This is a genomic window from Rhodococcus sp. NPDC076796 (genome assembly GCF_040702765.1).
GTDB lineage: Bacteria > Actinomycetota > Actinomycetes > Mycobacteriales > Mycobacteriaceae > Rhodococcoides.
This window is the reverse complement of the sequence record NZ_JBFBMS010000004.1, coordinates 74,367-87,961: the sequence shown is the minus strand read 5'-3', so window position 1 is coordinate 87,961 and position 13,595 is coordinate 74,367. Positions and strand designations below refer to the sequence as shown.

At 65.6% G+C, this 13,595-nt stretch carries 11 protein-coding genes; 7 read left to right on the top strand and 4 right to left on the bottom strand.

Annotation, left to right across the window (positions count from 1 at the left end; translation table 11 throughout):
• Positions 1 to 8 precede the first annotated feature (8 nt).
• Entirely contained in the window at positions 9 to 2,831 is a 2,823-nt protein-coding gene (leuS, locus tag AB0366_RS14345) for a leucine--tRNA ligase (RefSeq protein ID WP_366244512.1), read from the bottom strand.
• Positions 2,832 to 2,899: 68 nt separating this feature from the next.
• On the opposite strand from leuS, the gene AB0366_RS14340 reads away from it, so the two are divergent.
• The 4 genes from AB0366_RS14340 to AB0366_RS14325 are packed head-to-tail and all read left to right on the top strand — an operon-like array spanning position 2,900 to position 6,698.
• Positions 2,900 to 3,304 carry an SdpI family protein gene (locus AB0366_RS14340; RefSeq protein WP_366244936.1) on the top strand — a complete coding sequence of 135 codons (405 nt, stop codon included), beginning with the start codon at positions 2,900 to 2,902 and terminating at the stop codon, positions 3,302 to 3,304.
• A gap of 4 nt (positions 3,305 to 3,308) precedes the next feature.
• Positions 3,309 to 4,289, top strand: a complete 981-nt coding sequence (locus AB0366_RS14335) for a DUF1648 domain-containing protein (RefSeq protein WP_366244511.1) — start codon at positions 3,309 to 3,311, stop codon at positions 4,287 to 4,289.
• A gap of 9 nt (positions 4,290 to 4,298) precedes the next feature.
• On the top strand, positions 4,299 to 5,300 hold the full coding sequence (locus tag AB0366_RS14330; RefSeq protein WP_366244510.1) for a bile acid:sodium symporter family protein: 1,002 nt from the start codon (positions 4,299 to 4,301) through the stop codon (positions 5,298 to 5,300).
• 36 nt (positions 5,301 to 5,336) lie between these two features.
• Complete coding sequence (locus AB0366_RS14325; protein ID WP_366244509.1) at positions 5,337 to 6,698, top strand: glutamate decarboxylase; 1,362 nt, start codon at positions 5,337 to 5,339, stop codon at positions 6,696 to 6,698.
• A gap of 69 nt (positions 6,699 to 6,767) precedes the next feature.
• Here the strand turns inward: AB0366_RS14325 and AB0366_RS14320 are convergent, their stop codons facing one another.
• Both AB0366_RS14320 and AB0366_RS14315 read right to left on the bottom strand, forming a co-directional pair.
• Positions 6,768 to 7,385 (bottom strand): YqgE/AlgH family protein, encoded by a 618-nt coding sequence (locus tag AB0366_RS14320; protein ID WP_366244508.1) that lies wholly within the window; start codon positions 7,383 to 7,385, stop codon positions 6,768 to 6,770.
• A gap of 55 nt (positions 7,386 to 7,440) precedes the next feature.
• Entirely contained in the window at positions 7,441 to 8,130 is a 690-nt protein-coding gene (locus AB0366_RS14315) for a WHG domain-containing protein (RefSeq protein WP_366244507.1), read from the bottom strand.
• Positions 8,131 to 8,248: 118 nt separating this feature from the next.
• Between AB0366_RS14315 and AB0366_RS14310 the strand changes: the two genes are divergently transcribed.
• Genes AB0366_RS14310 through AB0366_RS14300 form a run of 3 tightly spaced genes read left to right on the top strand, consistent with a single transcriptional unit; the run spans position 8,249 to position 12,054 of the window.
• A complete protein-coding gene (locus tag AB0366_RS14310) occupies positions 8,249 to 9,178 on the top strand; it encodes an NAD-dependent epimerase/dehydratase family protein (protein ID WP_366244506.1) in 930 nt (309 codons plus the stop codon).
• A gap of 24 nt (positions 9,179 to 9,202) precedes the next feature.
• Positions 9,203 to 10,492 carry an MFS transporter gene (locus tag AB0366_RS14305; RefSeq protein WP_366244505.1) on the top strand — a complete coding sequence of 430 codons (1,290 nt, stop codon included), beginning with the start codon at positions 9,203 to 9,205 and terminating at the stop codon, positions 10,490 to 10,492.
• Between the two features lie 59 nt (positions 10,493 to 10,551).
• Complete coding sequence (locus tag AB0366_RS14300) at positions 10,552 to 12,054, top strand: DUF4185 domain-containing protein (RefSeq protein ID WP_366244504.1); 1,503 nt, start codon at positions 10,552 to 10,554, stop codon at positions 12,052 to 12,054.
• 51 nt (positions 12,055 to 12,105) lie between these two features.
• On the opposite strand, the gene AB0366_RS14295 is transcribed toward AB0366_RS14300, so the two are convergent.
• Positions 12,106 to 13,572 carry a CCA tRNA nucleotidyltransferase gene (locus AB0366_RS14295; RefSeq protein ID WP_366244503.1) on the bottom strand — a complete coding sequence of 489 codons (1,467 nt, stop codon included), beginning with the start codon at positions 13,570 to 13,572 and terminating at the stop codon, positions 12,106 to 12,108.
• Between the last annotated feature and the right edge of the window lie 23 nt (positions 13,573 to 13,595).

The window sequence follows — 13,595 nt, the reverse complement described above, 5'->3', positions numbered from 1 at the left end:
GGCGGGAGCTACTTCAGGACGATGTTCACCATTCGACCCGGGATCACGATGACCTTGGTCGGGGCCTTGCCGTCGAGCAGGGCCACGATTTTCTCCTCGGCCAATGCAGTTTTCTCGACGTCGTCCTTCGTCGCATCGGCGGGCACGGTGATGCGGCTGCGGACCTTGCCGTTGACCTGGATGGGGTAGTCGACGGTATCGGCGACGAGCCACTTCTTCTCCACGCGCGGGAAAGGCCCGTGCGCCAACGACTTCTCGTGTCCGAGCTTGCTCCACAGTTCCTCGGACAGGTGCGGTGCCAGCGGAGCGAGCATCAGGATCAGCGGCTCGACGACACCGCGCGGCGCACCGTCGGGGTACGCCTTGGTGATGTGGTTGGTCAGTTCGATCAGCTTTGCGCCGGCCGTATTGTCGCGCAGCGCAGCGTAATCCGCGTGCACGCCGTCGATCACGCGGTTGAGCACCCGCAGCGTGTCCTCGGTCGGCTTGTCGTCGGTGACGCGAACCTCGCCGGTCACCTCGTCGAGTGCCAGTCGCCACACACGCTGCAGGAACCGCTGCGCGCCGACGACGTCCTTGGTCGCCCACGGCCGTGAGGTGTCCAGCGGCCCCATCGACATCTCGTAGAAGCGCAACGTGTCGGCACCGTACTCGGCGAAGATCTCGTCGGGGGAGACCGAGTTCTTCAGCGACTTACCCATTTTGCCGTATTCACGGTTGACGGGCTGGTCCTGATAGAAGTAACCGCCGTCGCGCTCGATGACCTCGGCCGCGGGCACGTATACGCCGCGAGCATCTGTGTAGGCGTACGCCTGGATGTAGCCCTGGTTGTAGAGGCGACGGTACGGCTCGCTGGAGCTGACGTGCCCCAGATCGAACAGCACCTTGTGCCAGAAGCGCGAGTACAGCAGGTGCAGCACCGCATGCTCGACGCCACCGACGTAGAGATCGACTCCACCGGGATCGTGGGGTCCGTGGATCTCCGGACGCGGTCCGACCCAGTACTTCTCGTTCTCCGGGTCTGCGAAGGCCTCGGAGTTGGTGGGGTCGATGTAGCGCAGCTGGTACCAGGAGCTACCGGCCCACTGCGGCATCACGTTGGTGTCGCGGGTGTAGGTCTGCAGCCCGTCGCCCAGATCGAGTTCTACCTCGACCCACTCGCTGGCCTTGGCCAGTGGAGGGGACGGCTCGGAGCCGGCGTCGTCGGGATCGAACGAGACCGGTGCGTAGTTCTCGACCTCCGGAAGTTCCACCGGCAGAGCAGAATCCGGCAGCCCGTGCGGGTTGCCCTCGGAGTCCCAGACGATCGGGAACGGCTCACCCCAGTAGCGCTGGCGAGCGAACAGCCAGTCGCGCAGCTTGTACTGAATGGTGCCGCGGCCGGTGCCGTCGGCTTCCAGTCGCGCGATGACGGCGGCCTTGGCCTCGTCCACCGGCAGACCGTCGAGGAAGTCGGAGTTCACCAGCTCACCGTCGCCGACGTATGCCGCCTCGGTGACGTCTCCGCCCGAGATGACCTCGCGCACAGGCAGACCGAACGCGGTGGCGAACTCCCAGTCGCGCGCGTCGTGTCCTGGTACGGCCATGATCGCGCCGGTGCCGTAGCCGGTCAGCACGTAGTCGGCAATGAACACCGGCACCTGCTCACCGTTGATCGGGTTCTTCACGTAGGCACCGATGAAGACGCCGGTCTTCTCCTTGTTCTCCTGCCGCTCGAGATCCGACTTGGCGGCGATCGACGTACGGTATGCAGCAACGGCTTCCGCGGGGGTGGCGGCTCCGCCGGTCCACTTGTCGGAGACGTCCGAAGGCCACTCGGGAGCAACCAACCCGTCGACCAGTTGGTGCTCCGGGGCGAGCACCACGTAGGTGGCACCGAACAGCGTGTCCGGGCGGGTGGTGAACACCTCGACGTTCGAGAACGAGACCTGCGCACCGCGGGATCGCCCGATCCAGTTGCGCTGCATGGTCTTGACCTTCTCGGGCCAATCCAGGTACTCGAGGTCGTCGACCAGGCGGTCGGAGTACGCGGTGATCCGCATCATCCACTGCCGCAGGTTCTTTCGGAACACCGGGAAGTTTCCGCGGTCGCTGCGTCCGTCGGCGGTTACCTCCTCGTTGGCCAACACCGTGCCCAGTCCGGGGCACCAGTTGACCATCGAGTTGGACTCGTACACCAAACGGAAGCCGTCGATCACCTCGCGGCGTTCACCGACCGTCAGCGATTCCCAGGAGCGGCCGTCGTCCAACTGACGCGCACCGGAAGCGAAGGCCGCCTCCAGTTCCGCGATGGGCCGCGCCTTGTTGAGGTCCGCGTCGAACCACGAGTTGAAGATCTGCAGGAAGATCCACTGCGTCCAGTGATAGAAGTCGACGTCCGTCGTCGCCAGGGACCGTCGGCGATCGTGCCCGAGGCCCAGCCGACGCAGTTGGCGTCGCATGTTGGTGATGTTGTCCTCGGTGGTGCTGCGCGGGTGCGTGCCCGTCTGCACGGCGTACTGCTCGGCGGGCAGACCGAACGCGTCGTAGCCCAGCGCGTGCAGCACGTTGCGACCCTGCATGCGGTGATACCGCGCGAAGACATCGGTGGCGATGTAGCCGAGGGGGTGACCGACGTGCAGGCCGCTGCCCGACGGGTACGGGAACATGTCCTGGACGAACAGCTTGTCCTTAGGGACGTCTCCGGCGAGGGTTCCGACCGGGTTGGGAGCGTCGAAAGTGCCCTGCGTCTCCCACAGGTCCTGCCACTGCTCCTCGATGTGCCCGGCGAGTTCGGCTGTGTAGCGGTACTCGGGGGCGGACTCGGTGGGTGCTTCAACGGAATCGGTCACACCTACCAGCCTAAAGTGTGACGCGGCCCGCCTGGTACCAGGACCTCGCTGCGCCGTATCCTGGCCAGGTGGTCATCGTCTCGGTTGTGTTGTTCGTGCTCGCCCTCGTCGTCGGCGCTGTCGCTGTCGCGTCGCTGCTGGGCCGGCTCCCACGTAACCGTTTCGCCGGTGTCCGCACCGCCGAGGCCATGCGTGACGACGAGACATTCATCCTCGCCAACCGCGTTGCCGGTCCCACCACCGCCGCATCGGCCCTGATCCTGGCCATAGGCGCAGTGGCCGCCCTCGCATTGAGCGGCATCGCCGCCGTCGTCGGCGTCGTCGTTGCCCTCGTTGCCGCGCTGTTCATCGCCGCAGCCGGCGGATCCATCGGGGCCCGCGCCGCAGCGGCCGTTCCGCCACCCGCCGAGGCGGACGGATGCGGAAGCTCCTGCATCTCGTGCAGCCTCAAGGACGCCTGCCAGCCGAGCTGAGCAGATGAAGGCGAAGGCACTACGCACGTTCGACCCGGCCGGGGTCGTCTTCGGCGTCGTCGTCCCCCTTGTCGTAGCCGCACTCGGACTCGTCCTGGCGTACCTGTGGCAAGGCCGTCTGCCGGAGCAGGTCGCAACCCACTTCAGCGGCACCGAACCGGACGACTTCTCCAACCCCCTCTCCAACGCCTGGACCCTCGCGATCGTGATCGTGCTGGCGGGCGGCGGGTGCAGCGGCGTCGCATCATTGGCCCGGGTGCTGCTGATCATGCGTCGCACGATGTTGATCATCGGGCTGACCGTCGTCGGGACGATCGGTGTTCTGCAGATCGCCACCCTCGTTCGCGAACTGGACATGGCGACCGAGCAAAGCGTCACCATCCCTGGTTGGGCCATGGCGGTGGGGACCGTCGTCGGCTTCGCGGCCGGGTTGTTCGGCGCATCGAGGCTGCGCGATCACCGCGAACGCGTTCTCGCCACGTCGCCGCCGCACTCCGATCTGCCACGGTGCAGTCCCGAATTGCCCCTGGTGGTCCACGTCGGTGCCAGTCGCATCGCCGGCATCACCGTCGTGGCAGTGTCCCTGGCCGGGGCCGCTCTGACGTGCTACCTGTCCAGCTCACTGTGGCCGATCTTCCTGTTCGCCCCACTGACGATTCTGATTCTGTCGCTGCTGCGCTTCACCGTGCACATCGACAGCGACGGTCTGTTCGTCTCGAGCCTCGGCATGGCGGCCTTCGACTACGACATCGACGAGATCACCGGCGCATCGGTCAGAGCGGTCGACCCCTCGAAGGAGTTCGGCGGTTGGGGTCTGCGGGCCAAGGGACGCGGCAACTACGCCGTCGCCACCGACGCCGGGCCCGCAGCCTTCGTCACGTTCGCGAACGGGGACCGGCTCACCATCGGTTCCGCCAAGGCCGACACAATTGCTGGCACCCTGAACACCTTGACCGCCCGCACACGCAGCGCCACGGTGGATTAAGTTAGCCGAGTGAAGTTGTTGCGGGATACCGTGCTGGATCCCTTCCTGCTGGGCATCTTCGCGGTCGCCGCGCTGGCGAGCCTCTTCCCGGCCACCGGGACAGCCGAGGACGTACTGGGCTGGGTGACGCGGATCGCCATCGCCCTGCTGTTCCTCATCTACGGCGCGCGACTCTCGCCGCGCGACGCCTGGAACGGCATCAAGCACTGGCGGCTGCACTCGGTGATCCTGGCATGCACGTACCTGCTGTTCCCGGCGCTCGGGTTGGCCCTACGGATCCTCGTCCCCGGCGTGATCAGTGACGACCTCTACACCGGAATACTGTTCCTCTGCCTGGTCCCCTCGACCGTGCAGTCCTCGATCGCCTTCACCTCCATCGCCCGCGGCAACGTCGCCGGTGCCGTGGTGAGTGCCTCGTTCTCCAACATCATCGGCGTGTTCGTTACCCCACTGCTCGTGATCGCCCTGATGACCACGACCGGTTCGGTGACCATCGACCCCAGCTCGATCATCGACATCGTGGTCCAACTGTTGCTCCCGTTCGCCGTCGGTCAGCTGATCCGGCCCTGGGTGACAGGCTGGCTCACCCGACACAGCGCGCCGACGAAACTCGTCGACCGGGGTTCGATCCTGCTGGTCGTCTTCGCCGCCTTCAGCGAATCGATGAACCAGAACGTGTGGTCCTCGGTGGCGGTGTGGCGCATCGGCGTCGTCGTCGCAGTGAGTGCTGCGCTGCTCGCCCTGGTGCTGACGATCACCTGGTACGGAGGCAAATGGTTGGGCTTCGCCTTCGAAGATCGGGTGGTGCTGCTGTTCTGCGGCTCCAAGAAGAGCCTGGCCAGCGGGCTGCCGATGGCCGCGGTGCTGTTCGTCGGCCAACCCGTCGGACTGATCGTGCTGCCGCTGTTGATCTTCCACCAGATTCAGCTAATGGTGTGCACCGTGATCGCACAGCATTTCGCGCGACGACCGGAATCGGAACAGAGCCCGGTGGGCAGCGTCGCGGACTAGATTGGGTGTCACTCGAGCCGATCACGGGAGAAGACGATGACCAGGAAAATCCATGCCGACGGTATCGTCTCTGCGGCCTACACCGGCCGGCTCGCCACCAATCCTGTACCCGCACTGAGACTTCCCGAGGAACAGCTCGATCCCGACGCCGCCTACCGCTACATCCACGACGAACTGATGCTCGACGGCAGCTCGCGCCTGAATCTGGCGACGTTCGTCACCACGTGGATGGATCCACAGGCCGAGAAGCTCATGGCAGAGACGTTCGACAAGAACATGATCGACAAGGACGAGTATCCGTCCACCGCCGCCATCGAGGAACGCTGCGTCAACATCGTCGCCGATCTGTTCCACGCGCCCGGACTCGACCGGGAGGACCCGTCGTCGGCCACTGGCGTGTCGACCATCGGATCCAGTGAAGCCGTCATGCTGGCCGGATTGGCCCTCAAATGGCGCTGGCGGGCCAGGGGAACGGGTACCGGCACTCCGAACTTGGTGCTGGGCAGCAACGTTCAGGTGGTGTGGGAGAAGTTCTGCCGCTACTTCGACGTGGAACCCAAGTACCTGCCCGTCGAACGCGGCCGCTACGTCATCACCCCGGAACAGGTTCGGGATGCAGTGGACGAGAACACCATCGGCGTCGTCGCGATCCTCGGCACCACGTTCACCGGAGAACTCGAACCGGTGCAGGAGATCTGCGCCGTACTGGACGAGATCGCCGGCGGTGGTGGGCCCGACGTACCGGTACACGTCGACGCGGCCAGTGGCGGATTCGTCGTACCGTTCCTGTACCCGGAACTCGAATGGGATTTCCGGTTGCCTCGCGTCAAGTCCATCAACGCCAGCGGCCACAAGTACGGATTGACCTATCCGGGAATAGGATTCGCCGTCTGGCGAACCAAGGAAGACCTGCCCGAGAACCTCGTGTTCCGCGTCAACTACCTCGGTGGAGACATGCCCACCTTCACGTTGAACTTCTCCAGGCCGGGCAATCAGGTGATCGGGCAGTACTACAACTTCCTTCGCCTCGGCAGATCCGGCTACACCGAGATCATGAAAGCACTGCGCGACACCGCCGTTCGCGTCAGCCGGCACCTCGACAAGCATCCTGATATCGAGGTGATCACCGACGGATCTGCCATCCCGGTGCTGTCGTTCATGCTGAAAGCGGACTGCGGATTCACCGTCTTCGACGTCTCGCACGAACTACGTGCGCGCGGATGGCAGGTGCCGGCATACACGATGCCCGACAACGCAACCGACGTCGCCGTACTCAGAATCGTCGTCCGAGAAGGCTTCAGCGCAGACCTGGGCCGCATGCTGTGCATCGCCATCGACGAGGTGATCGCCGGACTCAAAGCAGGCGGGCATTCGAGCGCCCAGGCTTTTGCTCACTGAGCGCTGCGCGCATGTGAGCGGAAACTCGACCCCTGCTACGAGGTTCCGCGCACGTGCGGCGCAGCCGCTCTAGTTCCGGTCGACGTCGATCGGATGAGATGCGAGCAACGCCAACGGCATCGGCTGCCGACGCAACACATGGGCCCACAGGTCGATGCGCGGTGGACCGATCACGTCGGATGGCAAGGCAGACATCACCATCCAGTCGTCCCGGTCGAGTTCGCCTTCCAGTTGGCCGAATGTCCAGCCCGAATATCCGGCGAAGATGCGCACACCCTCGACGAGTGGGGTGATGTCGGCAGGATCGGAATCGAGATCGACCATCACCACTCGACCGTCGACGCGTCGCAGACCGGGAACTCCGTCGATCGACACGCCGGTCCGCAGCGTCGCCAGGCATAGAGCTGAATCGCGTTTGACCGGGCCACCGACGTACAGCGCCTGGGGCTTGGCTGCCAGCTCGGACCAGTTGGGCAGTACGTTCTGCACCGCTGTCTCGCTGGGACGGTTGATCACGACACCGAGGCTGCCCGCGTCGTTGTGTTCGATGATGTAGATGACTGTGCGCCGAAACGTGGGCTCCACGAGTTCGATGGACGACACCAACAGACTGCCGGGACGAACATCGCGCAAGGCCGATGCCGTCTGGTCCTCGGGTTCCTCCGCATGCGCTGCCACGCTAGTCATTGTGGCACCGCGCACCCACGGATGTGGCGCAAGCGATGCGGCCAGTCCTGGTTACCTACTCGAGCTCAGCGATCTTCGTCAACAATCCCAACTGGTACTCGAACAAGTCGTCCCTGCTGGCGAACGTCGTAGCCCCGTACTGATCGAACACATCGAAGCTGATGGCCCCGAACAGTGAGGCCCACACCATGACTCCCAGTGCGATCAGCCCGTCGGGCAGGTCCATCCCCATCTCCGCACGGATGTCCTCGAAGCTTCCGTGCAGTGACGCCAACTCGGGCGGCTCGGCCTCGACGTCCGGTCGACGTGTCTGCCACGCCGAGTGGAGGACGGCCACCAGCGTGGTGATCACCCGGGTGCCCGGACCGGTGGTCTGCTCCGCGGGGGCGTGATAGCCGGGCACCGGGCTGCCGAACAGCAACGCGTAGCGCGCCGGCTCCCGCAATCCCCACTGCCGCACCGTCCGGCCGAGCGCGAGGAACTTCTCCTTGGGTCCGTCGGCCGCGTCCACCGCTGCGTCGACGGCATCCCCCAGCTCGGTGTATCCGTCGACGACCAGCAGCGTCAGCAGTTCGTCGCGGCTGGCGACGTAGCGGTAGACGGCAGAGGACACGACCCCGAGGTCTCGCGCGACAGCGCGCAACGACAGGGCGGCCGCGCCGTCGGCGGCCAGGTGTTCGCGTCCGATGCGCGTGATGTCGGCCAGGGTCTGCGCGCGGGCTCGGGTGCGGGGAGTGCTCGCCATGGCCCTCACAGTAACTGCCGCTCTTTTCAGAGAGCACTGCTCTTGCTTTATCGCCACCGCGGGTGCACACTCGATACACCAGAGAGCACTGCTCTCCCTTTCCTCGAATGGAGCGATCATGACCGAACTTCACGTCGTCACCGGAGCCGGACCCGTCGGCTGGGCAGTTGCCGAACAGCTTGCTGCGCAGGGGCATTCGGTGCGCGTCCTCACCCGATCCGGCAGCGGACCCGAGCACCCGATGATCGAACGCCGCGCCGTCGACATCGAATCCGACGATCTTCGACCCCACCTGAGCGGTGCCACCGCCGTCTACCACTGCACCCACGTCGCGTACGAGAACTCCGTGTGGCGGAGCAAGCTCGTCGCCATGGAAAACCGCGTGCTCGACGCGGCCGCGGGCACCATTGTCGCGTTTCCCGAAAGTCTGTACGCCTACGGCCGGGTCGACGGTCCGATCCGCGAGGACTCGCCCCGAGACGCGACGTTCCGGAAATTGGGAGTACGTACCGAACTCCTCGCTGCGCGTGATGCGCACGCAACACCCACCGTCAGCGTCGCCGCCTCGGATTTCTACGGACCGCGCGTGCTGACCTCGCACATGGGTGAGCGGGTGATCGCGCCCATTCTGGCGGGCAAGCCGATCCGCGTCATCGCCTCCGCCGATCTACCCCACTCGTTCACCTACGTCCCGGATCTGGCAGCCGCGATGATCACGGCCGCGGCGTCGCCATCGCTGTGGAACACCGTCCTGCATGCACCCACCGCCCCTACCGTCTCGCAGCGGGCGATGATCGAGATGTTCTCGGCTGCAGCTGGACTCACCACACCCAAGGTCGGCGTCATTCCGACCTGGGTGATGCGCGCGCTGAGCCTGGTGCCCGGTCCGATGAAAGAACTCGGCGACACGCTGTACCAGTTCCGTTACCCCTACGTCCTCGACTCGAGCCGCAGCGAGGCGATCCTCGGACAGCAGCCCACCTCACTCGTCGACGGTACGGCCGCCACGATGGCGTGGTGGGCCGCGACTCCCGCCGTCTCCGTGTGACGGGCGGGGGCTAAAGTCCCGTCGGTGAGCGACGCTTCCTTCCGTACCCGACTGCGCGAATCCCCGGGGGTCGGCAAGCTGACGACCATTCGGTTCGCCGGTCAGTTCGGCGACGGGTTGTTCCAGGCCGCGCTCAGCGGTGCCATTCTGTTCAACCCGGAGCGCGCGACGAATCCGGCCGAGATCGCAGCCGGATTCGCGGTGCTGCTCGTCCCGTACTCGCTGGTGGGGCCGTTCGCCGGAGCCCTACTCGACCGCTGGGATCGCCGCTCGGTCCTGCTGTGGGCCAACATCGTTCGCATCGTGCTGATCGTCACCACCGCGGTACTGCTGTGCGCCGGGGTGGACGCCACACCGTTGTTGCTGTTGGCCTTGGCCACCGTGGGGCTCAGTCGGTTCGTGCTCGCGGGGGCATCCGCGTCACTGCCCCACGTGGTTCGACAATCGTGGCTGGTGCCGATGAACTCGGTGCTGGCCACCGTCGGATCCGGTTTCGCAGCGGCAGGTGCGGGCCTCGCCGTCGCGGTGATCGGTGTCGTCGGTGCAGGCGATCTCGGCTCGGGTATCGCCGTGGGTCTCGCGGCCACCGGATCGGTCGTCGGGGCGCTCGCTGCGGCGCGGTTCAGCCCGCGATCTCTGGGACCGGGCACCCCGCGCCGCACCGACAGTCCGCTGAAAGACGTTGCTGCAGGCTTGAAATCGGGCGCACAGGCCGTCTGGCGCTCCGCCGGTGTCACGACCGCGATGCTCGGCATCGGCGCACACCGCATCGTGTTCGGCATCAACACCCTCATCATGGTGTTGATTCTTCGCGAGAGCGGAGCCGGCAGCACCCTGCCGGGCGGCCTCGCCGGCTTCGGTATCGCTGTCGGTGCCACAGCGGTCGGCATGTTCCTCGCCGCTCTGATCACGCCCTTCGCCGTTCCCAGGTTCGGGCGCACCCGCACGATCGCCGCCGCTCTCGTACTCGCGATCGTGGCGCAGCTCGGTGCCGTCTCGGGCCTGACGCAGACCAGCTTGCTGATCGGAGCCTTCCTGTTGGGCATCGCCGGGCAGACCGTCAAACTCAGTGGTGACGCTGCCATGCAGATCGAGATCGACGACGCCCATCGTGGACGCGTCTTCGCGTTGCAGGACACCGTGTTCAACGTGGCGTTCGTCGCTGCCCTCGCCGCAGCGGCCTTCGCCGTCGGCCCCGATACGACCGATCTGAGCCAGGACCCCACCGCGCACATCCTGGTGTTCGTCGGGGCAGGTATCTACGCCCTCGGCTTGGCTGCAGCGGCGATCGCCACCAGGCGCGCAGGCCGCTGACGTGGTGTATCTTTCCGTATCGGACCGATAGGTTTCGTCGGAGAACACGGGGGCACCGCATGTACGGCCGCACGACGTCGCTCGGCTGCATACTCGCGGTTGCCGCAGGTACGGCCGTTCTTGCTGCGCCTCCGGCGTTCGCAGCTCCGCCGCCGCCGGTGAACTCCTGTGGCGAAACAGGATTCGACCCCAAGGACTACCCACCCGAGCCCATCGGGCCGGGCAATCCGCCGCAGCTGCCACCGTTGCCGGACCGCGTGGTGATCCCCGTGCCGTATCCGTCGATCGAACTCGTGCCGGTGCCCGATCCCGCCCCGAACAACACCCGCGTGCAGGCCGAACCGCTCACCGACCCGTGTGCGGACCCATGCCCCGATCTCACCGACGACACCGATTCACCGACACCGGCAACAGGCTCTGCAGACCATCTGCCGTTCCCGCGCATCGAGATCGACCCGCAACCCGAGACCATCCCCATCCCGATCCCCGGCCCCGGCGGTACACCGGGAACCCCGGCGCCCGCTCCCGCCGTCACCGCAGCAGAGCCAGGACCCACGACGATGCCGCCCGGGGCACCGGCCGTCGGAAACGTCGAGGTCGTCTCGCAGCTGACCGGACCGGGATCGGAAAACCGCACCGACAAGCGCTGGCAGGTCGACGGCACCGACCTCGGCATCATGTGGGAGAGCAAGCCCGGCGAGGTCGCCGTGGCCTTCGGCGACTCGTTCGGCAAGGGTTGGGAATTCGGCGTCGTCGGCGGCGACGACTGGCGTTCGAACGCACTGGGACACAGCACCGACACCGACCTGTCCGACGGTATGACCCTCGACTCGATGGTCCAGGATTCGCGTTGTCACGCAGCCGAACTGCTGCCCTCGCGCAAGATCAAGAACTGGGAGACCACGGTCATCCCCACCTCCGGGTTCGCGATCGACGACCGGCAGTACATGTCGTACATGTCCATTCGGCGCTGGAGCACGATTCCCGGTATGTGGTGGACCAACTACGGCGGCATCGCCTACTCGGACGACAACGGTTCCACCTGGGTCAAGGACGAGCATGCCAAGTGGGACAACGTCTTCGGCTTCTCCAAGTTCCAGGTCTCGACGATGGTGCCGGCGGGGGAGTACGTCTACATGTTCGGCACCGTCAACGGTCGCGCCGGACAGGTGGGGCTCGCGCGCGTCCCGAAGGCGGACGTGCTGAACAAGACTGCCTACCAGTACTGGGTGAACGGCACCTGGGCTCCCGTCGGATCGAACGAGGCCACCCCCATCGCCGACGGTATGGCCGGGGAACTGTCGGTCCATCACGACGAGGCCCGTGGCCTCTGGCGGATGACGTATCTCGATCCGCTGCGTGGCGAAATCGTTCTGCGCGAGTCCAATTCGCCGCAGGGCCAGTGGACCGCGCCGACCACCCTGATCGACACCGCCGAGTACCCGAAGACCTATGGCGGCTTCATTCACCCGTGGTCGACGGCGAACGAGCTGTACTTCACCGTCTCGGAGTGGGACAGCTACAACGTGTATCTGGTCAAGGCCGAGCTTCGCTCGTCGTGAGCGGAAACTCGTAGTGGGCTACGAACTTTCGCGCACGTGCGCGGGACGCGCCTAGTGCGTGGGCCACCACTCGAGCAGTGCGGCCTCGGCTTCCTCGCGGGAAAGCGGTCCCCGATCGAGGCGCAGTTCTTTCAGGAACTTCCATGCCTTGCCCACGTCGGGTCCGGCCGGGATGTTCAGCAACTCCATGATCGCGTTGCCGTCGAGATCGGGCCGCACCCGAGCCAGGTCCTCCTGCTCGGCAATTCGAGCGATGCGTTCTTCCAGGTCGTCGTAGGTGGCCTGGAGCGCGGCAGCTCGACGCTTGTTCCTCGTGGTCGAGTCGGCTCGAACCAGCTTGTGCAGCTTGGGAAGTAGCTCGCCGGCATCGGTGGCGTAGCGGCGGACGGCAGAGTCGGTCCACTGGCCCTTGCCGTAGCCGTGGAAACGCAGATGCAGAAACACCAGATGCGAGACGTCCTCGATCATCTTCTTCGAATACTTCAAGGCGCGCATACGCTTTCGCACCAGCTTGGCACCGACTACCTCGTGGTGATGGAAGCTGACTCCGCCGCCCGGCTCGTTTCGTTTGGTATCGGGCTTGCCGATGTCGTGCAGCAGTGCGGCCCAACGCAATACGAGATCGGGATCGCCGTCCTCGAGATCGATCGCCTGCTTGAGCACCGTCAGCGAGTGCGTGTACACGTCCTTGTGCTGGTGATGCTCGTCGATCTCGAGCTTCATGTTGGGCACCTCGGGAATGATGCGCTGCGCCAGACCCGTCTCGCACATCACGTCGATGCCGTCGATCGGGTGCGCGCCGAGGATCAGCTTGTCCAGCTCCACCTGGATTCGCTCGGCGGTGATGCGGTCGATCTGATCGGCCATGTCCTCGATGGCTCGGTGCACCCGAGGCATCAGCGAGAATCCGAGCTGAGAGACGAACCGCGCGGCCCGCAGCATGCGCAGTGGATCGTCTCCGAACGACACCTCCGGTGCCGACGGGGTGTCGAGAACGCCCTCGAGCAGCGCGTCCATACCGCCGAGCGGATCGACGAACTCCTGCCCGCCGTCGGCTCCGAGACGTACTGCCATGGCGTTGACGGTGAAATCGCGTCGAACGAGATCTTCTTCGAGGCTGTTGCCGTACTGCACCTCGGGATTGCGGGAGACCTGATCGTAGGAGTCGGTGCGATAGGTGGTGATCTCGATCGTCTGGCCGTCCTTGGCCGCACTGATGGTGCCGAACGCGATGCCGGTGTCCCACTGATGGTCCGCCCAGCCCGAGAGCAACGACTGAACGTCCTCGGGCCTGGCGTCGGTGGTGAAATCCAGATCGGTTCCGAGTCGACCGAGAACTGCGTCGCGCACCGTGCCGCCGACGAGAAAGAGCTCGTGCCCCGCCGCAGCGAACAGGGCGCCGAGCGGAGTCAACACCGGAGCGAGTTCGCGCAGCGTCACTGCAGCTCCCGCCAGCAGCCTCTCCCGGCGGGCATCGGTGTGCTCGGCGGAAACGGAGGACAGGGACTGATCGGCCACGGTGGGAGAGCCTACTTGCGCCG